Annotated in this window: 23 protein-coding genes and 2 pseudogenes; 6 read left to right on the top strand and 19 right to left on the bottom strand. The window is 41.3% G+C overall.

Annotated features, from left to right (window positions below; all coding sequences use genetic code 11):
- Positions 1-62: 62 nt before the first annotated feature.
- Complete coding sequence (locus ACQY1X_RS00990; protein ID WP_430013797.1) at positions 63-1,511, bottom strand: M16 family metallopeptidase; 1,449 nt, start codon at positions 1,509-1,511, stop codon at positions 63-65.
- 521 nt (positions 1,512-2,032) lie between these two features.
- Here ACQY1X_RS00990 and ACQY1X_RS00985 point away from each other — a divergent pair.
- Complete coding sequence (locus tag ACQY1X_RS00985; protein WP_002751922.1) at positions 2,033-2,530, top strand: HNH endonuclease; 498 nt, start codon at positions 2,033-2,035, stop codon at positions 2,528-2,530.
- Here the strand turns inward: ACQY1X_RS00985 and ACQY1X_RS00980 are convergent.
- From ACQY1X_RS00980 to ACQY1X_RS00970, 3 genes are all read right to left on the bottom strand, one after another.
- Positions 2,527-2,880 (bottom strand): hypothetical protein, encoded by a 354-nt coding sequence (locus ACQY1X_RS00980; RefSeq protein ID WP_430013796.1) that lies wholly within the window; start codon positions 2,878-2,880, stop codon positions 2,527-2,529. The genes ACQY1X_RS00985 and ACQY1X_RS00980 overlap by 4 nt on opposite strands.
- An 89-nt stretch (positions 2,881-2,969) precedes the next feature.
- Positions 2,970-4,082, bottom strand: a complete 1,113-nt coding sequence (gene hypD, locus ACQY1X_RS00975; protein WP_430013795.1) for a hydrogenase formation protein HypD — start codon at positions 4,080-4,082, stop codon at positions 2,970-2,972.
- 116 nt (positions 4,083-4,198) lie between these two features.
- Complete coding sequence (locus tag ACQY1X_RS00970; RefSeq protein ID WP_004162041.1) at positions 4,199-4,462, bottom strand: HypC/HybG/HupF family hydrogenase formation chaperone; 264 nt, start codon at positions 4,460-4,462, stop codon at positions 4,199-4,201.
- A gap of 404 nt (positions 4,463-4,866) precedes the next feature.
- On the opposite strand from ACQY1X_RS00970, the gene ACQY1X_RS00965 reads away from it, so the two are divergent.
- Positions 4,867-6,768, top strand: a complete 1,902-nt coding sequence (locus ACQY1X_RS00965; protein ID WP_430015276.1) for a transketolase C-terminal domain-containing protein — start codon at positions 4,867-4,869, stop codon at positions 6,766-6,768.
- 780 nt (positions 6,769-7,548) lie between these two features.
- On the opposite strand, the gene ACQY1X_RS00960 is transcribed toward ACQY1X_RS00965, so the two are convergent.
- From ACQY1X_RS00960 to ACQY1X_RS00945, 4 genes and pseudogenes are all read right to left on the bottom strand, one after another.
- Entirely contained in the window at positions 7,549-9,189 is a 1,641-nt protein-coding gene (locus ACQY1X_RS00960) for an MBL fold metallo-hydrolase (RefSeq protein WP_016517081.1), read from the bottom strand.
- Positions 9,190-9,213: 24 nt separating this feature from the next.
- Positions 9,214-9,336 carry a hypothetical protein gene (locus ACQY1X_RS00955; RefSeq protein ID WP_002737208.1) on the bottom strand — a complete coding sequence of 41 codons (123 nt, stop codon included), beginning with the start codon at positions 9,334-9,336 and terminating at the stop codon, positions 9,214-9,216.
- A gap of 284 nt (positions 9,337-9,620) precedes the next feature.
- A pseudogene (locus ACQY1X_RS00950) lies at positions 9,621-9,929 on the bottom strand (IS30 family transposase); the annotation flags it as partial.
- Positions 9,930-10,067: 138 nt separating this feature from the next.
- Positions 10,068-11,252, bottom strand: coding sequence for a tetratricopeptide repeat protein (locus ACQY1X_RS00945; RefSeq protein WP_002737498.1), 1,185 nt, complete (start codon positions 11,250-11,252; stop codon positions 10,068-10,070).
- A 37-nt stretch (positions 11,253-11,289) separates the two neighbouring features.
- On the opposite strand from ACQY1X_RS00945, the gene ACQY1X_RS00940 reads away from it, so the two are divergent.
- The gene (locus ACQY1X_RS00940) at positions 11,290-12,465 is read left to right on the top strand and encodes an esterase-like activity of phytase family protein (protein ID WP_430015275.1); all 1,176 of its coding nucleotides are present in this window, start codon (positions 11,290-11,292) and stop codon (positions 12,463-12,465) included.
- Between the two features lie 111 nt (positions 12,466-12,576).
- Here the strand turns inward: ACQY1X_RS00940 and ACQY1X_RS00935 are convergent, their stop codons facing one another.
- The 3 genes from ACQY1X_RS00935 to ACQY1X_RS00925 form a co-directional block, all read right to left on the bottom strand.
- Positions 12,577-13,128, bottom strand: coding sequence for an NYN domain-containing protein (locus ACQY1X_RS00935; RefSeq protein WP_002751943.1), 552 nt, complete (start codon positions 13,126-13,128; stop codon positions 12,577-12,579).
- A gap of 381 nt (positions 13,129-13,509) precedes the next feature.
- Positions 13,510-14,334, bottom strand: a complete 825-nt coding sequence (locus ACQY1X_RS00930) for a sulfurtransferase (RefSeq protein ID WP_002751944.1) — start codon at positions 14,332-14,334, stop codon at positions 13,510-13,512.
- Entirely contained in the window at positions 14,303-14,746 is a 444-nt protein-coding gene (locus ACQY1X_RS00925; RefSeq protein WP_002777751.1) for an ATP-binding protein, read from the bottom strand. The genes ACQY1X_RS00930 and ACQY1X_RS00925 overlap by 32 nt, the downstream gene beginning before the upstream one ends.
- A 172-nt stretch (positions 14,747-14,918) precedes the next feature.
- Between ACQY1X_RS00925 and ACQY1X_RS00920 the strand changes: the two genes are divergently transcribed.
- Positions 14,919-16,055: a SpoIIE family protein phosphatase gene (locus ACQY1X_RS00920; RefSeq protein WP_004162032.1), complete on the top strand. Its 1,137-nt coding sequence runs from the start codon at positions 14,919-14,921 to the stop codon at positions 16,053-16,055.
- Here the strand turns inward: ACQY1X_RS00920 and ACQY1X_RS00915 are convergent, their stop codons facing one another.
- The gene (locus tag ACQY1X_RS00915) at positions 16,056-16,379 is read right to left on the bottom strand and encodes an STAS domain-containing protein (protein ID WP_002751946.1); all 324 of its coding nucleotides are present in this window, start codon (positions 16,377-16,379) and stop codon (positions 16,056-16,058) included. It lies immediately after the preceding gene.
- 145 nt (positions 16,380-16,524) lie between these two features.
- Between ACQY1X_RS00915 and crtO the strand changes: the two genes are divergently transcribed.
- Positions 16,525-18,171, top strand: coding sequence for a beta-carotene ketolase CrtO (gene crtO / locus ACQY1X_RS00910; RefSeq protein ID WP_430013789.1), 1,647 nt, complete (start codon positions 16,525-16,527; stop codon positions 18,169-18,171).
- A gap of 537 nt (positions 18,172-18,708) precedes the next feature.
- On the opposite strand, the gene ACQY1X_RS00905 is transcribed toward crtO, so the two are convergent.
- From ACQY1X_RS00905 to ACQY1X_RS00875, 7 genes are all read right to left on the bottom strand, one after another.
- Complete coding sequence (locus tag ACQY1X_RS00905) at positions 18,709-19,038, bottom strand: type II toxin-antitoxin system RelE family toxin (protein WP_430013788.1); 330 nt, start codon at positions 19,036-19,038, stop codon at positions 18,709-18,711.
- Positions 19,039-19,102: 64 nt separating this feature from the next.
- On the bottom strand, positions 19,103-19,354 hold the full coding sequence (locus tag ACQY1X_RS00900) for a type II toxin-antitoxin system Phd/YefM family antitoxin (RefSeq protein ID WP_430013787.1): 252 nt from the start codon (positions 19,352-19,354) through the stop codon (positions 19,103-19,105).
- Positions 19,355-19,693: 339 nt separating this feature from the next.
- Positions 19,694-19,903 carry a type II toxin-antitoxin system HicB family antitoxin gene (locus ACQY1X_RS00895; protein ID WP_002777744.1) on the bottom strand — a complete coding sequence of 70 codons (210 nt, stop codon included), beginning with the start codon at positions 19,901-19,903 and terminating at the stop codon, positions 19,694-19,696.
- Positions 19,900-20,118 (bottom strand): type II toxin-antitoxin system HicA family toxin, encoded by a 219-nt coding sequence (locus ACQY1X_RS00890; protein WP_430013786.1) that lies wholly within the window; start codon positions 20,116-20,118, stop codon positions 19,900-19,902. The genes ACQY1X_RS00895 and ACQY1X_RS00890 overlap by 4 nt, the downstream gene beginning before the upstream one ends.
- Before the next feature lie 60 nt (positions 20,119-20,178).
- Positions 20,179-21,195 (bottom strand): tetratricopeptide repeat protein, encoded by a 1,017-nt coding sequence (locus tag ACQY1X_RS00885; protein ID WP_430014716.1) that lies wholly within the window; start codon positions 21,193-21,195, stop codon positions 20,179-20,181.
- Positions 21,179-21,346, bottom strand: coding sequence for a hypothetical protein (locus ACQY1X_RS00880; RefSeq protein WP_002737018.1), 168 nt, complete (start codon positions 21,344-21,346; stop codon positions 21,179-21,181). Before ACQY1X_RS00880 ends, ACQY1X_RS00885 begins: the two co-directional genes overlap by 17 nt.
- Positions 21,347-21,472: 126 nt before the next feature.
- Positions 21,473-21,820: a hypothetical protein gene (locus tag ACQY1X_RS00875; protein ID WP_002777740.1), complete on the bottom strand. Its 348-nt coding sequence runs from the start codon at positions 21,818-21,820 to the stop codon at positions 21,473-21,475.
- A 536-nt stretch (positions 21,821-22,356) separates the two neighbouring features.
- On the opposite strand from ACQY1X_RS00875, the pseudogene ACQY1X_RS00870 reads away from it, so the two are divergent.
- Positions 22,357-23,340, top strand: a pseudogene (locus ACQY1X_RS00870) (IS30-like element ISMae39 family transposase); the annotation flags it as partial.
- Between the last annotated feature and the right edge of the window lie 156 nt (positions 23,341-23,496).

Below are 23,496 nucleotides of genomic sequence, written 5' to 3'. Positions count from 1 at the left end.
AAAAGGAAATTTTTCTCAGGTGTGTTAGCGTCATGTAACACACCCGACATCTCTACAGTTATTTATATTTGTGTGATGGTGACATCAACAGTTTTAACCGTAGTTCCCAAACTGGATAAAGGAGGTTGAATTTCCTGTTCATTACCCACCACAAGAGTCACAATTTGATTCGGTTGTAGATATTGTTGGGCCACTCGTTGAATATCGGCAATTGTCACCCCTTTTACCGCTTGTTGATAACGGAAGATAAAATCTTGGGGATAACCATAATATTCATAAGTCATCAATCGCGATAAATTTTGAGCAGGTTTCTCAAACTTAAAAACAAAAGAATTGAGAATAGCATTTTTAGCGTCTTCTAATTCTTTGGCAGTAACGGGTTGATTGCGAAGGCGCTCGATTTCGCCTAAAATTGCCTTAATAAAAGGTACGGTAGCATCGGTGCGAGTTTGACCTCCGGCAATAAATAAACCGGGATAATCATAACGACTATTCCAGACACCATAGACAGAATAAGCTAATCCTTGACGGGAACGCACTTCATTAAATAAACGACCACCAAAACCGCTTAAAATCTCATTTAATACCGTTAAAGCGGGATAGTCGGGACTATCCAAACGACCCCCAAGATGACCTAATAAAACGCTACTCTGGGTTAATTGGGGTTGATTGACGACAAAAACACCTTGAAGATTTTTTTGGGTTGCCGAAGGGGTGACAATTTTAGTGGCAGTGGCGGGATTTTTCCAATCGCCAAAAGTCTTATTGATTAATGCTTTCATCGACGGAGAATCAAAATCACCGACAATTCCTAAAATTATTTGGTCGGGACGGACATAGGTGCGATAAAAATCGATTAAATCCTGACGGTCAATATTAGCTAAAGTGCTATATTCTACAGTACGAGCGTAGGGACTATTATCACCATAGACTAGCTTTTTAAACTCCCGACTAGCAATATCACTGGGATCATCATTACGTCGGGCAATTGCTCCTTTTTCCTGAACTTTGGCTAATTCCACTCTCTGATTTTCAAAAGTTGGGGAACGCAAAACCTCAGCAAAGAGATTAAAAACGGTTTCTAAATCTTCACTAAGAGCGCTAAAACTAGCAGTTCCAGCGTTAAGATCGATCGAGGTTTCTACTAGGGCTGCTCTTTGTTCTAATAACTGATTTAAGACATTAGAAGGATGTTTTTCCGTGCCACCACTACGCAGCACGGTTCCAGTAATATCGGCTAATCCGACTTTTTCCCCGGATTCTAATCTTCCTCCCGTCCGAATCATCGCCGTACCACTTACTAAAGGTAAGCTCCGATCCTCCACTAAATAAACCACCATCCCATTATCTAGTTGATAGCGCTCGTATTGGGGAACTGTAACTTCAGGAAGGGGAGGAAAAGTTAAATCGGTAAAATGTCGCGGGGTTTGGGCAATTGCTGGGGAACGAAAAGCTAGGACACCTATCAGGGTGATCAGGATTAAACCTAGCCATTGTAAGCGTTTTTTCATGATTTGAGTCGAAATTATTGAGAGGAATAGATAAGAGGGAACAAAAGGCAAATCTGGCCGCTTTTTGCTTTTTACGGTAGTCCTCAAGAAGTAATGATGATAGAATAGTCGCTAAAAATCAAGTGTCTCTCCGCCATGCCTAATTGTCCAAAATTGCCTACGGATCCGGGAGATATAGTATTTTATCTATCACTATAATTCCTCTTTGGATTTATCATTACTTGTTTAGCACCATCAATTTCAATCAGATTCTTGAGTATTTTTCGTTCCCCCTACAAACCCATTCTAAACTAGAGGTCGGCATTGCTGCTTTGGCATCGTCCTGAGCATTCAAACTCTCGAACTAGCTTCGCCAATTCAAAAATGAAACGCATCAACCTCAAGACCCTTTTGCATGAGTGCCTCTTGCCGTTCGGCTGTCCTGATATGTAGCCTATGCTCAACGGATTGAGTATAATAGGTCCCAATCCGAGTGATATGTGTTACCATTCGGGGTAAATTCAAGCGATCTCCAGACACCTATGAGCAAGGTTCTCGTGTTGAATGCCTCCTACGAACCGCTAAATATTACCAGTTGGCGGCGTGCGATCGTTTTATTATTGAAAGGAAAAGCTGAATCCCTAGAACATAACGGAAAAGTGGTTTGTCGTGACTTACCCCTACCTTCCGTTATCCGTCTTAGGCAATACGTCCGTGTTCCCTACAAGGAAATTCCTTTAACCCGTCGTAATATTCTCGAACGAGATCATCACACCTGTCAATACTGTCTCTACCGAGGTGAACAATTAACCATTGATCATGTGATTCCCCGTTCTCGCGGAGGGGGTGACACTTGGGAGAATTTAGTGGCGGCTTGTGTGCGTTGTAATGTGCATAAGGGCAATCGTACACCAAAAGAGGCCAATATGTCCCTACTCGCCCAGCCACGTCGTCCCTACAGCAGTCTCCACTTTGAGCTATTAAAGCACACCAGGGGGAATCACAATCACGAATGGCGTAAATATGTCATCGGTATTTAGGGTGAAAAAGGCATGGTGAAACCAAGACCAAAATTGATTCCCATGCCATTATTATTAGTCTGGGTGCGAGGATTGGCAACTCCCGTGCCTAGATAAACCGCACAACCGCGACAGGGGGAATTGACTCGGTAGCGCACCGCCATGGGATCATTGGGATCGGTGATAGTTACTCCCTGATGGTTTAAATCTTTAATTAGATTGGTGACGGGTTTGAAAAAATCGGCGCTGGGGAGTTGACTTGGTTGCAGTTCTAGGGTTTGTTCTTGGGAAGCAAGAACGATTTCGGAAGCGATAATTAGCAGTAGAGAGGTAGTTAAGCCAAATAAACCCAGATTATTTTTGATCTTCATTTTTTTTTATCACCGAGAGACTGTTAATTTTTTCTGGTGAGAATTCTAGCGTTTTCTCACCAGAAAGGAACCTAATCAGTAAAAAAAATCTATTGATTTCTACCATACTTATAATAAGCGGCACAAGCACCTTCACTAGAAACCATACAAGTGCCGATGGGGTGTTCGGGAGTACAAGCAGTCCCAAATACTTTACATTCCCAGGGTTTTAAAACACCTTTAAGAATTTCGCCACACTGACAAGCTTTGTGATCTTTAACACGCTGATTGGGTAGGGTAAATTTTTTCTCCGCATCAAAATTACTGTACTCATCTCGCAGTTTTAACCCTCCTTGAGCAATTTCTCCTAAACCTCGCCATTCAAACTGATCCCGCAGTTCAAAAACTTGCTTGATTGCCGATAAAGCGACTCTATTTCCTTGATTTTGTACCACTCGATCGTACTGATTTTCTATCTCACATCTCTGCTCATCTAATTGTTTTAATACCATCCAAATTGATTGGAGAATATCCAAGGGTTCAAACCCAGAAACTACCACAGGTTTATGATATTCTTGGGCAATAACTTGATAGGGTTCTGTGCCAATTACCATGCTAACATGACCAGGACCAACAAAACCGTCTAACTGTAAATCTGGGTTATCTAACAAAACTTTCAGAGCGGGAATAATCACCACATGATTAGAAAATAAACTAAAATTAGTGATGCCATCTCTTTGTGCTTCTAAAACAGTTAAAGCGGTGCTAGGAACGGTTGTTTCAAACCCTAATGCTAAAAATATTACTTCTTTATCGAGATTTTCTCTAGCAATTTTTAAGGCATCGCGAGGAGAATAAACCATGCGAATATCATCACCTTTTGCTCGCGCTTGTAGCAGACTCAAATGGGAACCGGGAACACGCATAGTATCGCCAAAAGTTGTCAGAATTACGTTCGGTTTTTGTGCGAGAAAAATGGCATCATCTAAACGACCTCGCGGCATCACACAAACGGGACATCCAGGACCATGAATTAATTCGATAGTTTCTGGAAGTATTGCCTCGATACCGTATCTAAAAATTGAGTGGGTATGACCTCCACAAACCTCCATAATTTTAGTAACTTTTTGCTGCTTTTCAGAGATTCTTATCGATAATTGTTCTATTTGTTGAATTAATCCCGACGCTTTAACTGGATCACGAAATTCATCAACGTATTTCATAGTTTATCTCCTTTAATTATCATTTTTAGCTGTCGGTCGTCAGTAATAATTGCCGTAATTTACATTTCTTATAGATAGACAACAGCATTAATTTATGGTTGACTACTTTAAGAACATTAATTATGATTAAATTCTGCCTCTAATTCTGCTAATTGTGTTAATAAACTTAAGGTTTCTTGCGCCTCATCTTCATCGATTCGATTCATGGCAAAACCCACATGAACTAATACCCAATCCCCTACACAAGTATTAGCGGGATGGTCTTCATCAACAATACAAGCGATATTTACTTCTCTTTTTACACCCCCCACATCGACGAGAGCGAGATGATGGTTTTCATCAATAATTGCCGTAATTTGTCCCGGTATGCCTAAACACATAGTTTTTACCTTAAATCTAGTTTTTGTTAATTATGCGCCGATTTTTGGGCTAGAGATTGCATTAATATCAACTGACAGCCCTTCTCATAAAGATGAAGTATAACCTAATTTGATATTGACGACCTACGACCGCCTCCCGAAAAGGAAAACCGAGTCAAAGGTTATCCTTTTTACTTGGTCTTAGCTGCCATTCTGGACTATTGCCCTCAAGAACAGCTTTTTTTCTCCTATCTTTTTTAAGATTTCCCCCGTCCTGGACAGTGGAAGCTATCCCAGCAGGGGTAAAACTTTTGTATTAGGGACTACACCAATGATAAGAAATTATTCAATCAATCGATCGGGTGACATTCTAGGCTATGATTTCCCTGACTATAGTTATTTCTCTACATTAAGGAAAATCTACGATGACAACCTTTCCCATCGATTTGAGTGCCTATAAACCCATCAGTCTCGACCCCAGTAACCCCACCCTCACCGACGACCAAAGAAGCGCCCTAAAAGCCAATATCCAACTTTTTCGCGATGCTATCATCTTTTTTACTGCCACGGGTGCGGCCCGGGGTGTGGGTGGACACACCGGCGGTCCCTACGATACCGTCCCGGAAGTGGTGATTCTCGATGCTCTTTTCCGCAGTCAACCTAGTCAATTTGTACCAATCTTCTTCGATGAAGCAGGACACCGCGTCGGTACTCAATATCTCATGTCTGCGTTAGAAGGTTCTTTACCCGCAGAACAATTAATGCACTACCGCGAGGCCAATTCTAAACTCCCCGGACACCCGGAATTAGGATTAACCCCCGGTGTCAAATTTAGTTCTGGCCGTTTAGGACATATGTGGCCCTACGTTAACGGTGTCGCTTTAGCTAACCCCGGAAAAACCGTTTTTTGTTTAGGTTCCGATGGTTCTCAACAGGAAGGCAATGACGCGGAAGCTGCCCGTTTAGCCGTGGCTCAACACATTAATGTTAAGCTGATTATTGATGATAATGATGTGACGATTGCCGGTAATCCTTCCAAATATTTACCCGGTTATGATGTGGCTAAAACTCTCACCGGTCATGGTCTAAAAGTGTTAGTGGGAGATGGGGAAGATATCGATAGTTTGTATCGCAATATCTGTGAAGCAATTAATACTCCGGGCCCGATTGCGATTATTAATAAACGTCCCATGTGTCCCGGTATTGAAGGTTTAGAAGGTTCTAACCACGGTCATGATGTGATTTCTGTCCCCTTGGCTTTAAAATATTTAGAGGCAAAAGGACACAGTGCCGCTGTGGAATATCTCAACAGTATTAAGAAGCCTTCTAATGACTATAAATTCCTCGGTTCTGGGGATAAATGGGGTTCTAACCGCAATGTTTTCGGCGAAGCAGTAGTCAGTCTTTTAGGCAAAATGAGCGAGGAAGAACGCAAGGCTAAGGTATTAGTAGTAGATAGCGATTTAGAGGGTTCCTGTGGTCTGAAAATTATCCACGATAAACATCCCGAAGTGTTTATTCCTTCCGGTATTATGGAACGGGGCAATCTTTCGGCAGCCGCTGGTTTTGGTATGGAAAAAGGTAAACAGGGAATTTTCGCCACCTTTGCCGCTTTTCTAGAAATGTGTATTTCTGAAATCACCATGGCCCGCTTGAATTATTCTAATCTTTTGTGTCATTTTTCCCATTCCGGTATCGATGACATGGCCGATAATACCTGTCACTTTGGTTTGAATAATTTCTTTGCCGATAATGGACTCGATGACGGTTACGAAACCCGTCTTTATTTCCCAGCCGATGCGGCACAAATGACCGCTTGTGTCGAGGCAACTTTCCATCAACCCGGTTTACGTTTTATCTTCTCGACTCGTTCTAAAACTCCCAATATTCTTGATACTAAAGGCCATAATTTCTTTGGCGATGGTTACACCTTTGTTCCCGGAAAAGATGAAGTAATTCGGGAAGGCACTGCCGGTTATATCATCAGCTTTGGCGATGGTTTATACCGCGCTTTAGATGCAGTGGAACGCTTAAAACAAGAGGGGATCGACGTGGGTTTAATTAATAAACCGACTCTCAATGGGGTGGATGAAGAAATTATCGCTAAAGTTGGTAATTCTCCCTTTGTTTTAGTGGTAGAAGCATTTAACCGTCGTACGGGTTTAGGTAGCCGTTATGGTTCTTGGTTACTCGAACGCGGTTTAACTCCTAAATACGCCTACATCGGTACTCACCATGAAGGTTGTGGCGGTTTATGGGAACAATTCCCCCACCAAGGTATTGACCCAGTTGGTATCATTAGTAAAGTTAAATCTTTAATCGCTTAGATAGTATTTTAGGGTGGGCTTTAATCAGTTATCAGTTATCAGTAGAATTATTGTAAATTAATTATATGTTATAGTGGTGGTTTAACTAATTTTCCCCAAAAAATTAGTTAATCAGTACGTTTGTTTTAAATAAAAACTTGAAGTTTTACTTTTAACTCAAAACTCTTTAGATATGCTTTAATTTGGTTATCAAAACCTCTTTATTTGAGCGGCACAAACTATCTTAATTTTTATAATTGAGAATAAATTCTCCTGATTAATTACAATTCTCCTTCACTGGATTAATGTTTGGCAACTTTTAAGAAATGTGAAGATATGTTCTATAGTCATTTCAATTAAGATTGAGAATATCAATCCCAGAGTTCATAAGGATTTTGTTGGTCTAGATTGTATCAGACTTATCTGAAATGACTATATTCTTTTTTTAACTTCTATCCAAAAATCAATAAAAAAGCCAAACCGTCTGTTTTACCATAAAAAAATTATGCAAGAGGTCTATTGGCGACGATTAAGCAAAGACTACGAGGATTGACACGAAACTCTTTCCCTGAGCTACGTTGAACAGTTCGAGGCGTTTATTTATCTCGGCATGATTCGACTCATGTTGAGGCGGCTTGCCTAGACAACTAGGCTACCTGTGACCCTTTTCAAACATCCTCTTAGTTAAAATCTAAGGGTTTTGTTAGTTTTTTAGTATTTCTGTAGGGAGGAAGTCCCAGAATAGTGACTCCTAAAAACCGACTCCTAACCCCAGCTACCAACTTTTTCAGCAGACCCTAATTATATATTGGCTTCAAAAACGGGACAATAGCCTTCGGCAACCACTTTAAAACCGTAGAGGGGAGAAGCGGGATTCCAACAGCGCTGACTTTTGTAGTGGACACAGACACGACAGCAATCCATCTCCTCTAAAGCTTTGGTGATGCGATTGGGACTCTCGCTTAATAATTCCCGTTGGGAGACTCCCCGCAATAATAATTCTTCCCCTTGCCAGCGTGCTTCTACCAGTCCCGTATCGGCGAAATTACTCCACCGGGGATCCCGGGTGATCGACTCTGGTAAGGTGATAGTGACGATCGAATCCGATTCATTTAATTCTCCCTCATAGTGACTGGGGGCCGGGGGTGTCGGTTGCATAAAGCGATCGCCAATAGGCAATTCCACCAGGGTTCCCACGGCCGGGGAATGGAGTTGATAACGGCTTTGTAATTCTTCTAAACTGGTCAAATCCGCTAGATATAGGGGGGAGCCATGGACGAACATGATATGCTGCGGTCGCAGGTTATGGATTAGTTGGGTGGTGTTGCGACTATCGCTATGTTCAGCCAGTAGATAGGTTTCTTGGCTAATTAATCGCGAACGCTGTGCCGCTTTTAATCGGGGATTCTCCGGGTTGATATCGTGCAGGTGTTGGGGAACTAACATCAACCAAGGTTTATCCCCTTGCAGATATTTACTCACCTCCTCTAGGCGATCGATTAGTAAAATTATCGGAGTGGTTCCCCCTAGAGGTGTCGGTTTTTCTGGCAACCTTCGCAACCGGGGACAGATGCGCTCATCCCAAAATAAGGGCTGATGTTTGGCAAAATTCTGGACAGATGCGGGAAATTGTGGTAAAATTTCTAGGTAGGCATCGCAAGCTTTAGCGATCTTGCCCCCAACCCAGATATCAATATCGCGACCCGTGAATTGATGATGCGATCGCAGTAATTTTAAAATTTCTTGACCCAATCCCAAAGCGGGGACGGGTAGTAAGACATTTTGCCCCTCAGCGATCGCATGATAGATGCGATTCATCAACTGTTTTTCCTGCTGTCGTCGGTGGGGATGGCGTTCTGTGCCGTAACTGCCTTCAATAATCAGCACATCGGGGGATATTCCCCGCAGCAGATCGATCGATAATCCTTCCACCAGTTGAAAATTAGATAGGGAAAAATCGCCGGTATAGAGGACTTTATAGGTACGTTTGGGGGTTTTGTAGGTGAATAAGACCACGGCGGCCCCGGGTAGGTGGCCGGCCGGAAAAATCTCGACGGTGAGATCATCAAAGAGAGTGATCGGTGATCGCCATGGCCAACCCTGACAGAAACTGCCGATTTCCTCGGCAGAATCGGGCCATTGTAGGGGCAGCAGTTGTACTGTCACCTCACTGGCATAAACTGGCAATTGGGGATAGGTCTGATGGAGAGCCATTAACCCACGGATGTGATCGCTGTGGGCATGACTACAGAACACCAGATCTACGGGTGGTTTTTTGTTTTCGGTCAGGGGTTGCATATCGGCCAAACCGCAATCTAAAAGTATGCGATAGGAACCGATTTTCAGTAGAAGACAAACCCCTTCCGATGCGTGACCGACACCAAAAGGTAAACAGGATAAAAGGGATTTTGACCCCCAGACAGCAGTAGAGCGTTGAACCATGGCAACCCTGATTATGATGACTGGTTAGTGAGCCGAACCGTTGCCATCGTAGTTATCGCTATCATAAAAACCGTTGCGGGTGCCGAAAAAGAGACAGGAGACGGTGAATACAGCCGTTAATGCCAACAGGATTAATTTGATGTCCATATAATTTAGTGCAACTCCTCAGAGGGTAATCTCCCCTCATACTAACTCAACTTTTTCGGTTCTTAGCAGCTAGGTTTCGGATTTGACCATGGGCGCTCACCCTCTTTTAATAATTAAACTTGTCAGTAATTTGTGATGATTTCAGCAAAAACTACTGGTAATTTTCGAAAAGACTAGCATCTTTTGTCATAATATAGCAAACCTAAATGAGTTGTGAAAAGGCATCAAATCTTTTCAAATTTCCTAACTTGACAAAGATTATATTTGGCAAAAAATTGATCAATTTAAGTCTGAATTGCATCCCTGTCTAATCTACCTTTATAGAATACCTCATTCGGGGTACGATAGTCAAGACATTTTCGAGGACGATTGTTAATTAAGTTTACGGCTCTTTCTACCTCCTCTGGTTCAACGATTTTCAAATTCGTTCCCTTGGGAAAAAATTATCTCAATAGTCCATTAGTAGGCTCGTTTAATCCCCTCTCCCAAGAATGATAAGGAGTAGCAAAATAAAAATCTGCTCCTAGTTTCTGACTCAACTCTTGATGTCCACAAAATTCTTTGGCCTTGTCATAAGTAAAGATTTTTCTTTCAGTAACTGAGGAGCCTTTCTTTGTCAAATCTTGAGGTTGATGCTTTTCATTTTTGAATTGGCGTTTTAAGATTCACTAATAATTGCTGACTGATTGTTGGTATTTCTGCAAATGTGAGATGCGATCATGGTTTCAAAACTATTCAGGATTATTTATTGCTTGATTAATTTGAGTGATTTGGGTTTGAAAATATTGTTCACGATAACGGATAGCTTGGGCTAATTCCGCACCTTTTTGGAAAGCGAGTAAAGCTTGGGGATAATTTTTTCTCTCTAGATAAATTTGACCGATTTGATCGTAGGTGTTCATTAAACCGTAGTAATTATAACCCAATTCATGGACTTTAATTAATTCTTGATAGATTTGTAAAGCATAATCCACCTGTTGATAACTTTTATAAAGTTCCGCTAACTTATTTAAAGCTTCTCCTGCGGTGCCGTACTGTTGTAAAGCAAAAGCGAGAGAATAGGCTTCTTGAAAGTTTTGGCTGGCTTTATTTGCATCTTTTAAAGCTTGGTAATCTAAGCCAATTTGAATTTTTAGATCGGGGATTAACTGTATTTGCTGATTTCTGATCTCGGTTTCAGCTATTTCTTCTTTAATTTTTACTGCGTTAGCTGGTTGCAGAGATTCTCGATAAATTTCTGCTAGTCTTTGCAGATAAATTCCTTGATTTAAAGAATTATTCTGCGCCTTAGAAATAGTTAATAGTTCCTCGTAAACTGGGGCGGCTTTTTGATAATCAAAACGGGATAAATGAATTTGACCAAGTTGATTTAAAGTTGCTTCTACTGCCAGATTATCCCCAGATTTTCTGGCATTAGCTAGGATTTTATCATAGACAATTATCGCCTCATTAAAAGCTCGTACCTGTTGATAGGATGTACCTAGTAATGCTAATAATTCCCCGTCCATTGTCTGGTTAATTTCTGCGGTTTGTTGCACAGTTTTTAAACGAGCAGTAATTAATTTAACATCCTCGGTTCGATCTCGATTCCAAGCTGCTAACCCCACTTTTCCCAAAGATTTTACTTCTTCTTTGGCTCCTAAATAACGATTTAATTTAATCACTTCATACCAGATAGGAAAAGCTTCCTCATTTAATCCCGCATCGTATTTAGCTTGAGCTTCAGCATCCCGTTGATCGATGTATAATAACAGTTGACGATGCTCCAAGGGAGTTAAAGGGCGATCGATTGCGGGTAATAAAGGACTTTTTAGGGGAGTTTCGAGGGGATTGGGTGCAGGGGTTTCTGTTTGTGCTAGGAGAGGAAGGGAAGTACCGATCAAACAGAGCCATAAACTGAGAGAAAAACGTAGCATAATAGATTGATAGGAGCGTAGTAGAGGATGATATTTTGTGATCGATCGATTCTATAAGAGACTGACTGCCGAAAATTGCCGTTTGCCAATTTTGGGTTTAATTGCTAGTTTAATTGTAACCTTTAGTCTGGGGGCTTGTGGTGTCTCCCCACAAGTTTTGGCAGAACAACGAATGTTTCTACCCCTCTCGATCGAGTTTTTGGGAGAATATCAATTACCACAAGCGGATTATCAGGGGACAAGGGTGGGGGGATTATCGGCAATTAGCTATGATCGCACCAATAACCGCTTTTATCTCCTCAGTGATGATCGTTCTCAGAAAGCTCCAGCCCGCTTTTATCGGGCTAGTTTGCAGATAAATGATGAAAAAATCGAAAAAGTGAATTTAGAGGCAGTCACGTTCCTAAAAGATGGCAAGGGAGAAACGTTTAAAAAGGGATCGATCGACCCGGAAGGTATCGCTTTTTCGCCCCGACAAACTTTGTTTATTTCCAGTGAAGGTGCGGTTAAAGAGGGAATTGCTCCTTTTATTGCTGAATTTGATTTACAGGGACAATTAAAGGAGTCTTTATTAATTCCTAATCGCTTTTTACCGGATGATAGCAATCAAAAAGGAATACAGGATAATTTAGGGTTTGAATCCTTAACTTTAGGGATTACCAGCACCCTCAAAGACGATCCTTTTCGTTTGTTTACTGCCACAGAAAGCGCTTTAATTCAAGATAGTCCCACGGGAAAAAGAGCAGAAAATCTCAGAGTGCGACTTCTTCATTATGTGATTGATCCGATTGGTGCGCCTGTGTTAGTATCGGAACAGTTGTATGTCTTAGATGAGCCTCCCAGTAGTGCGAGATACTACGGTTTAACGGAATTATTAGCTTTAGAAAAAGAGGGTTATTTTCTCAGTTTAGAGCGAACTTTTGGTTTAGAAGGTTTTGGAGCGAAACTATTTCAGGTAGTTAATGGGAGTGCCACTGATACCTCGAAAATCGCCAGAATACCGGGGGAATTAGAAGCTTTACAGGTGCAACCCTTGCGGAAAAAATTATTACTAGATTTAGGGACTTTGGGGATTGATTTAGATAATTTGGAAGCAATGACCCCCGGTCCAAGATTAGCTGATGGTAGTCGCTCTTTGATTTTAGTCAGTGATGATAATTTTAATCCGAATCAGGTCAATCAGTTTTTACTCTTTCGACTCAAGGAAAAATAAACAAGAGATGGTTAATTGCCTCACCTATCTCCTTCTGGGAGAAGGTTTGGGGTGAGGACTACCAATAAAGAAAAAGGGGATAAATAGTCGGTTTAAAGACAAAACGGCCGATTAATAATCACTTTTTTCGATATCTTTGCGAATATCATTCAGGTCAATATAGCGATCGGTAGCGTTGCGTAATTCCCTAGCGATCATCCCTTCCGTAGAAACTACGGTAATATGAGTATTTTTAGAGCGCAATAGTTCGATCGCTCGTTCAAAATCGCCATCACCGCTAAATAAAATCACTCGATCGTATTGATCGACGGTATTAAACATATCGACGACAATTTCGATGTCTAAATTAGCTTTCTGGGAAAAACGACCGGAACTATCATCATAATATTCTTTCAAAATTTTTGTTCTCACCGTATAACCCAAACTAATTAAAGCATCGCGAAAACCTCTTTGATCTTGGGAATCTTTTAAACCCGTGTACCAAAAGGCATTAATTAACATAATATTCGGGTCGTTGGTGAAGTAATTTAACACCTTGCGCGGGTCAAAAAACCAACCATTTTTTTGTTGAGCATAAAACATATTATTGCCATCCACAAAAATCGAAAGGCGATCTTTCGGACGGGTGCCACCATTACAATGACAAAGACCGGCTTCTGTCATACAAAATACATACCTAATTTTTTATAGAGTTTAACTATAAAATTACTAAAAAGTAATTTTACGGGGGAAAATAACTATTCTTTGAGGAATAGCGGTGATTTGAGAGCAAAAAGATAGCAACTAAAATAAAAATTAGCTTTTTTGTCTAAGTAGGGAGGCACAATTATTTGTAGGATGGGTTAGCGGTAGCGTAACATAATCGGGCGTTGGGTTTCATGCTTCAACCCAACCTACGTTCATCTTATATTTAATTCCACCCACCCACTTAGAAGACAAACTAGATAATAGTTTCGGAATAATTAAAAGTGATAATAGGGGGATTGTACAGTAATTAGGTCATTTTGATAATCTTTCTCGATAGATGAGCATCAACAAGGCTGGTTAGATCAGGTAGGAACACCAATCACTCCAACCTCCAGAATATAGCTTAACATTCTCGTATCCGGCTAGGGTCAGGGAAAAGATATTAACACAGGCTGTCACTCCTGAACCACAGTAGAGGATAATTTCTCGATCGCCTTGCCGCTCTTGCCAACGTTGTGTTTGCAGGTCCTGGGGTTGGGAAAAACCCTGACTATCGGTGACTTCCAACCAGGGATAATTAAGCGCCCCCTCGATGTGGCCCGCGATCGGATCGATCGGTTCCCTTTCACCCCGATAGCGATCGCTTTCCCTGGCATCAATTAACACCACTCCCCCTTGCTCTTTTTGCCTTTTTACCTCTTCGATCGTCACTACCCAATCCTGTTGAACTTGGGGGAGAAAAGAGCCGGTTTTCGGCACAGGTATCTGATTAGAGACGGGATAACCGGCATTTAACCAATTTTGCCAACCACCATCGAGAATGCTGACTCGTTCATGGCCGAGATAACGTAATAACCACCAGAGACGACTGGCAAAGGCAAAACGGGAGGAATCGTAGGCGATAACATGGGTTTGACCAGAAATCACCCCTAAAGAGCTTAATTTAGCGGCTATCGTCTGCGGATTCGGTAAAGGATGACGGCCGCCATGACGGGCAATGGGAGCCGATAAATCGCGATCGAGGTGTAAATAGAAGGAATTTTCAATATGATTGGCTAAATACTCTTGATAACCGAGCTCGGGATCGTTTAATTGAAAACGACAGTCAATAACCATCAGATCGGGGCGATCGAGATTAGTTAGTAACCAACTAGGAGAAACGAGGGGTGCGATCGGATTCATGGCGGGAAAATTGTTTAATAATTAACAGACAGTTGCGCTGATCTTCGCTGCGAGTATAACTGAGTTGATCGGCGATTTTTTGGAGGATCGGCAGTCCTTGCCCATGACCAGAGAAACTATAGTCATGATAGGCGTTTTTCTCGATAAAGTCCTCTAAATCGAAGACGGAACCCCGATCCCAGATGCGAATTTCCATCTGGTGAGGGGTAATCTCAATCTCGATCTCGATCGGGATTTCGGGGGGGAGGTGTCGGTGAGCGTGACGGACTGCATTGGTAAAACCTTCGGCAAGAGCAAGCTGACACTGGAGCCAGTCTTTTTGGGGAATGCCCGTCGGTTCAAGTTGCTGAAAATATTTTAAAACGGTATCTAAGGACCTGAGATCGCTATCTACCTGAAAAGAAATCTTCACCCCCAGCTTACCTCTGCAATGCCTTACGCTAGAAGTTATACCATTTTTCCCCAACTATGAATGATGTGTTAGCTCGATTCTGGATTTAATCTTCTCTTGAGGGACAAGCAAAGTCATCCGTCAGGGAGTCCGAGGTAAGCAGTAAGATTGAGATAGTCGAGTTACAAAAAAGATGGTACGAATTCTAGTAATTGATGATGATGGAGTAATTCAAACGTTCCTGAGACGAGCTTTGCAGAAGGAATACGAGGTTTTTGTTGCCAGTGATGGGGAAGAAGGATTAAAGCAAGCGGGGCAACTAAAACCGGCGATGATTATTTGTGATTGGATGATGCCGGGGATCGATGGGTTGGAAGTTTGCCGGCAAATTAAGCTTAATCCCCAACTGTCAACGACTTTTTTTATCCTCTTAACTTCTTTGGGATCGGTGGAGGATCGGGTGAAGGGATTGGATGCGGGGGCCGATGATTTTTTGTGTAAACCGATCGAAATTAATGAGTTAAAAGCGCGTGTGCGAGCGGGAATGCGTTTGCATCAATTAAGTCATGATCTGCAAGCACAAAAACAATTACTAGAAATCGAGTTAGCCGAGGCGGCGGACTATGTGCGATCGCTGTTGCCAGAACCTTTTATTTCTCCAAAACTTGCTATCGATTTTCGCTTCCTTCCTTCTCGTCAATTGGGGGGCGATGGCTTTGATTATTATTGGTTAGATAATGACCATTTGGTCTTATATCTTTTAGATGTGGCGGGCCATGGTTTACGAGCGGCTTTACCTTCCCTTTCCGTAATTAATTTACTCCGTTCCCGTGGTTTAAGTCAGGTGAATTACTATGAACCTAATCAGGTTTTACAAGGGTTAAATCAAGTTTATCAAATCAGTCCTAAGAATGATAAATATTTTACTATTTGGTACGGAATTTATGATCGGAAACAACAACAGTTAACCTATGCCAGCGCCGGTCATCCCCCAGCAGTTCTCCTGACTCAAAAACCTTTTGGCCAGATGATTGAAACCAGACTGAAAGCCCCCGGTTTTCCCATCGGGATGTTTCTAGAAGCAGAATATATTAATCAGGTTCAATCCCTGAATTTACCCAGTAGTCTTTATCTTTTTAGTGATGGAATTTACGAGATCGATTGTGCTGATGGTAGGATGTGGGGACTAGAGAACTTTATTCAATCTTTACGAAATTATCACTGTAATTCCGCCAAAAATCTCGATAATTTTATTGGAGAAATTCAAGCTTTACAATTTGATGGCAATTTTAAGGATGATCTTTCGATTATGCAGGTGGATTTTCGCTGATTAACTTCCTAAAATTTTTTGTTCTAATTCTTCTCGGTTATTGAAAATTTCAAAAACTCGATCCATATCGGTCAATTCAAATAACATTTTTATCTGATCATTAATCGAGCAGATCAATAGTTTACCCCCCGCAGAACGCACGGTTTTTAAGGATAAAACTAGCGCCCCTAAACCAGAACTATCCATAAAGGTGACATCCTTAAAGTCAACGATAATAACCTCGGAACCTCCCTGCACGGCTTCGGCAATTTCTTGGCGAAATTCGCTGGCTTGGTTGCCATCTAAAATACCGGATGGTTGAATAACTTTGATGGAAGAACTCATAAAAAAAAGGAAAAATTAAATGTTTTCTACCTGCTCACTGATAACTGCTCGCTGAAATCTGCTGATAGCAGCCAATCTTTAACTATTTTTAACATATTAGGGTCAAGAAAAGCGCAAAATTAAAAATAGGAATTTTTGAAACTGTATGGAAAGTTACGATGTCATCCTCATCGGTGCGGGGCATAATGGTTTAGTTTGTGCCGCCTATCTCCTCAAAGCTGGTTATCGCGTCCTCCTTCTCGAACAGCGTAGCGTACCAGGAGGAGCGGCTACCACAGAAGCGGTTATCCCAGATCTAGCCCCCGATTTTAAGTTTAATCTCTGTGCGATCGATCACGAATTTATTTTTTTGGGGCCGGTAATTGAGGAATTAGAGCTAAAACGCCACGGATTAGAGTATTTATTCTTCGATCCTACCGTTTTTTGTCCCCATCCTTCTGGCCAATATTTTCTTTCCTATCGCTCTCTGGAAAAAACTCACGCCGCAATTGCCCAGTTTTGTCCGCGAGATGCCGATCGCTACCTTCAGTTTATCGACTATTGGGGACAGTTGATGAATGCGATCGGGCCTTGGTTTAACGCTCCACCTCAAGATTTGCTCAGAATCGCCCGCAATTATAACTCTAGTGCCTTAGCTAGTGTCTGGAAAGTGATCGGCTCGAAAAAGAAACTGCTCGACTTCATCCGCACGATGATTACTTCCCCCGAAGATGTCCTCAATGAGTGGTTTGAGAGCGAATTTGTCAAAGCACCCCTGGCTCGTCTAGCGGCAGAAATTGGCGCTCCTCCCTCCCAAAAAGGTATTACCTCCGGGATGATGATGATGGCGATGCGTCACTCCCCCGGGGTGGCTCGCCCTCGTGGTGGTACAGGCGCACTAACTGAGGCTCTGGTGAAATGTGTTGTCAGTCTCGGTGGGGTGATTTTAACCGAGCAGAAAGTTAAACAGATTCTAATCGAGGAAGGACAAGCGATCGGGGTTAGGGTGGACTCTGGAGGTGAATATCTGGCAAAAGCGGGTGTTATCTCTAATATTGACGCTAGACGAGTTTTTTTACAGTTAGTCGCTCCCGCCGATGTGGATGCCGCCGATCCAGAATTGCGAGAAAGGGTAGAACGGCGAATTGTCAATAACAATGAAACAATTCTTAAAATTGATTGCGCCCTCGCGGAAGCGCCAAGGTTCGAGGCTTACGATCACAAGGAGGAGTATTTACAGGGAACGATTCTCATCGCCGATTCCGTGCGTCACGTTGAACAGGCCCACGCTTTAACGATTTTGGGGCAGATTCCCGACGAAAATCCCTCGATGTACCTAGATGTCCCCACTATTCTCGATCCCTCTATGGCTCCCCAGGGCAAGCATACCCTCTGGATCGAATTTTTTGCCCCCTATCAGATTGCCGGGGCCGAGGGAACGGGATTAAACGGCACGGGATGGACGGAAGAATTAAAAAATCGCGTGGCCGATCGAGTTCTTGATAAACTGGCCGATTATGCTCCCAATCTCAAATCTTCGATCATTGCCCGTCGGGTGGAAAGTCCGGCCGAATTAGCTAATCGTTTGGGTTCCTATAAAGGTAATTACTATCATCTTGATATGACCTTAGATCAGATGATTTTCCTGCGTCCTTTACCGGAAATAGCTAACTATAAAACCCCCATTAAAAACCTTTATTTAACTGGGGCAGGAACTCACCCCGGCGGCTCAATTTCGGGAATGCCGGGGCGCAATTGCGCTCAGGTTTTTCTGCGGGATCAAAGCACTTTTCTGCAAAGATTATTTAACTAGGGTTGGCTGAATAAATGTGAAATAAGTAGGTAGGCGTTAAAAGTTATCAGATGCCCCTCTTATTAAGGGGGGATTAAGGAGGGATCCCCCCGCCTATCGGCACCCCCCTTATCAAGGGGGCAGGGGGGATCGAACCTAAAATCCATTTTTAATTTAATTATAACCAGCTACTTATGTACAAGGTAAGGGGTTTAGTGGCTTGTTTCACAAAACAGATGCAAGATTTTAAAGCTAGTGTCTCAAAAACCTTGCATCTTGATCAGCGATCGCCTGTACTTTTTCACCAAACTCTAATTATTTTTTACTATTTGAGTATCGGGGTGATTTTCCCTTAATTCCAAAATGTAATAAGACAGTTGAATAAAAATACTATAGTGATAATTCATGGGTTGTCTCCTTGATTTAATTTGGCTAGTTCCTGAAGTGCATTTCTTCCGTCTTTTTCCTGGTAGTGATCGGCATCACTACTATTTTTGCCTAACAGGATCAAGCTATATTATAAACGGGGATGAATTCAGTGGTTATGACCGCTATTACCTAATCTCCATAGTGTGTTTTGGTACGAATAATCAGAATAGTTTTATCGTCTTCATAAATTTCATAAAGCAGACGATCTTTTCTATTTAGGCGATAGGAATACAAGCCTTCTAAATCGCATTTTAAGGATTTGCCAATATAGGGATTAATTGCAATTATGTTAGTTAAAATTTCTTGAAGTTTGACTTTTTGTTTTTGGGTGAGTTCGTCGGTATCTTTTCGCGCTTGTTTAGAAAAGACAATTGGCTCTTCTGGTTTCTGTGTGGAAACGAAGCCTATACTGATAGTTTCTTCGGCAAAATAGTCGTAAAAGTCTTTCTCCGTCAACATTTCACGATTCCATAAGCAAAAATTATCACACAAAGTCGAGAAGAGCCGACAATTGTGTAGGTTGTCATCCAAATACTTGTTCCATTATGAGGATTTCTCCTGCGGCATATTCTCGTCGTGCTGATGCAATATGTTGTAATAGTTTGGGATCTTGCATGAGTTCGCTGGTTTCAGCTAAGGATTCCCATTCTTCTTTAGTGATGAGAATATAACTGCGATTTTCACGAACGATCACTACTCCATCGGGTTCTTTTTCAGTGCGATCGCAGAGTTCTTCTAGGTTGGCTTTGGCGTAATCAACGGTAACTTGATACATAAATCGCTTAAGGTTTTTGGAAATTACTCTCATAATAAAGCAAAAATTGCTTGTTGGCTGACGTTTTCATTATTTATTTTGGGCTTTTTGGTTCTGATCGAGAAGAAGGTGATATGACAACTTTAGTAATGATCTAAGCCGTAACTTGCATAATGTTTATTTTGGCTTTTCCGAGATCATGGTATAAAATGTTCTATGAACGGTTAAATAAGTAGTCGTGCAAAATTAATTTCTTGGTTAGGATAGGCAAAAGGCAAAAGGCAAAAGCTTGATCGAAATGTGTAATTAATTTTGCTTAGGTACTTACTAGGAGATATTACTGAACTGAGAATATTTGGGCTATGCGGAAATAGCCTGGAGAGGTGGGAGAGATTTGCCTCGTGCAGTGTAGTCTTCGATAAGGAGATCTAGAACTTCAAGGGCATTTTGTAGAGCTGCATGGTAGGTTTCACCATGGGTATGAGCATAGGGTCCAAATTCAGGGAGGTGGGCGATAAATTTGTTGTCTTCTTCTGACCATTGAATAAAAATACTATAGTAATAATTCATGGGTTGTCTCCTTGATTTAAGTTTGCTAGTTCCTGAAGTGCATTTCTTACGTCTTTTTCCTGGTAGCGATCAGCATCACTACTATCTTTGCCTGACAGGGTCAAGCTATATTCTAAACGGGGATGGCTCCAAACGGTATGACTACCTTTACTGGGGCGATAGGTAAACCCTGCTTTCAGAAGTATAGACTTGAGTTCTCGTATTTTTTTAGGCATTTACTATCTGCTGGAGTAATTTTATTGCAGTTTGAGCATTATTAAGGTATTACAAAGAATCTAGGAATGACGGAGTGATTGGATATCTTCGACCATTTCGGGGGGAAAGCGTTGGCTTAATTCCTCATCGGGAAGTTGAGAAAGCATCTGCAAATAATTCATCATTACTGTTTGAGTGTTGGGGTGATTTTCTCCTAATTTTTCCGAACAAATAGCAATCGCTCTTTGATAGAGAGATTCTGCTTCTGTGTATTTCCCTTGATTGTTATAAAGACCCCCCAGATTGTTGAGACTGGTCGCCACAGCAGGATGCTCTTTTCCTAATAGCTTTTCCCGAATCGCCAGCGAGCGTAAAAAGAGAGGTTCTGCTTCTGTGTATCTCCCTTGATCTTGATAAAGACTCGCCAGATTGTTGAGATTAGAAGCAACACTAGGATTATTGCAACCAAATAACTCTTCATGGATTTTTAATCCTTGTAAAAATAGAGATTCTGCTTGAGCAAAATCGCCTTGATATTGATAAGAAATACCTAAATTGCTCGAAGCATTTGCTTCTGATGTTTTATCACCAATTTGCTGGGCAATTTCTAATTGTTTTTGAAAATATTCAATTGCTTGCTGATATTTTCCTAAGGATTGATAAGTAATCCCCAGATTTCCGAAAGCATTTGCTAGGGCAAGAATATCGTCGATCTCCTGAGCAATTGCTAATTGTTCTTGAAGATGTGAAATTGCTTCTTGATACTGCCCTAAAGACTGATAAGCCGCTCCCAAATTACCTAAAGTATTCGCCAGCGAATACCGATCATTAGTTTCTCTAATAATTACTAATTGTTGCTGAAGATATTGTACTGCTTCTCTATATTGACCCCAAGATTGATAAATCATTGCTAACCGGCCAAGAGCAAAAACCTCAGATTGTTTATCACCAATATCCTGAGCTTTTTTTAAGAGCTTTTGATAGATTTTAGGATTATGTTTTTTGGGCGTAATCTGATCAAAGTTCTCAAGATTTAACTCTGTTTCATAATTACTAGCCTGAGCGGAATTAGTTTGATTTTTATGAATCTGAATCATCATTAGCCTCCAATAAATTTAAAAATTGCTCAAATTCTGATTCTGCGGATTGAATTGCCTGAATCCATTCTGATAATTCTTTAACTGTTATATTAACTTTGCCCTCCTGTTGACGAGCATTTCCCTTAAGTTTGTAGAAAATTGCTTTCAATTTACATAGACTTTCAATGCCGTAATCAAGATTAGAAAGAGAAGTCGAAATAGACTTGGAACTCTCACTGGTTGTATCTAAGTTAGCAGGGTTTTGTTTAACCTGCTCCCCTACAGGCGGCTGTGGTCAGTTGAAGTTAAAAGTCGGATTATGAATTGTTCCTTGATTAACAATTCCAACATTTTTCATCATATTAATAACGTAAGGATTAGATTGATTTTCCTTAACCACTTGTTCTGCAACTTTTTGTATTTCTGGATCTTCCAGTAAAGTCGCCATTACCTCAATCGTTTCAGGTAACAAAGCAGGATTTTGATTAGCCGATTGCAACTTTTTTAAAGTATCAGGAGACTTAGCTTCGATTAAATTTATCAGTTTTTCAAGGGAACCATCTAAGACAAGCTCCCCCACACGAGCCAACGCTCCCCCTAAAATAATCGTGACTCCTGTAGCCAATAGCGTTAAAGGTTCCATGGTACGACTCCTTGCGGTTCTTCCGTACTTAGTGTACTAAGATATTGAAATATACTGCCTCTTATTTTAACTCATCATAGCAATTAAATCACAGTAGTGGCAAAGCATTTAGGCATAACTTATCGCTGAAACGCTAGATTTCCCATGGACAGAGAAAATTATTAGATAGAGGGCTATCGACGAGATGAAGAGGGCGAGGGCGCAAGCCTTGCGCTCCTACAGGACAGGGTTCATATATTCATCCTCTAATAACATTTCAATCACCTCTTTCTAAGGTTTCTCCTTAGCAATGCGCTCCCACCAATCTAAGTACCTAAGCAAAATTAATTACACATATTTAACCATCTCTTGCCTCTTGCCTATCTTCACTAGAAAATTAATTTTGCACGACTACTTAGAAACATAACTAACATAGAAATTAGTCTCTATATCTCCGCCAATTCAAAAATGAAACGCATCAACCTCAAGAGTTGACAAAGAAAGGCTCATCAGGTACTGTCTGATCATTAACAAAAACAAATCAGACCCAAAAACGAAGCCCTCAACATCTTAACATAGAACAAAGAAACTTGCTCTACCAACTTAGTCAGGAGGGAAATTTATCTCAACGGCAAATGGCCGTCTGGCTCGGATGTCATCAAAGCACAATATCACGGGAATTAAAAAGGAATCAAAGTTCCCTTGGCTGCTATCTACCTGACACAGCACAAGCTCAAAGCGAGACAAGGCGAAAAAATGCCAAACAACCCTTTAAAAATGTCAGCGAGTCAGCCTTAGAGTTGGTCAAAGAAGGATTGAAAGATTATCATAGTCCCGAACAAATAGCAGGTCGTCTGAAAAGAGCCAGTCAAGAATCTCTCAGTCACGAAACCATCTATCAAATGATCTATCAGAACTATCACAGATGTGGAGAGTACCAGAAATATTTACGCCGGAGGCTTTGTCAAAGAAAGAGTCGAGGCGGAGCAAAAAGTAAGCGTGGAGGGATTCCAGGGCGTGTAGATATCAGCGAGCGACCAGTAATTGCTGACCAGAAAACTGAAATCGGTCATTGGGAAAGTGACACAATGATTGGAGGCAATCATCTAGGAGTTCTCGTTACTCATGTAGATAAAGCCTCGAAATTTTTAGTAGCAGGATTAGCCAAAAACAAAACCGCATCGGAAATCAATAGAGTCACAGAAAAACTTTTTCAAGAGATTCACCCTGACAAAAGAAAAACCTTTACTTGTGACAACGGCAAAGAATTTTGTGGACATCAAGAGTTGAGTCAGAAACTAGGAGCAGATTTTTATTTTGCTACTCCTTATCATTCGTGGGAGAGGGGATTAAACGAGCATACCAATGGACTGTTAAGACAATTTTTCCCCAAGGGAACGAATTTTAAAATCGTTAAGCCAGAGGAGGTGGAAAGAGCCGTAAACTTGATTAACAATCGTCCTCGAAAATGTCTTGACTATCGTACCCCGAATGAGGTATTCTATAAAGGTAGATCAGACAGTGATGCAATTCAGACTTGAATTGGCCCTCTTTCGATAATTGCTGTAAATATTTTCATAAAGTACCTCGCTTTTTAGAGTATAATCACACAGTAAAAATTGCTTCGGTGGGTTCTTGGTTGATACAGTTTAATGCAGGTATCACTCTCTCGTCATGACATAATTATTAATAACAGA

The organism is Microcystis protocystis FBCC-A270, from assembly GCF_050500235.1.
GTDB lineage: Bacteria > Cyanobacteriota > Cyanobacteriia > Cyanobacteriales > Microcystaceae > Microcystis > Microcystis ichthyoblabe_A.
This window is presented reverse-complemented; position numbering and strand designations above follow the sequence as displayed.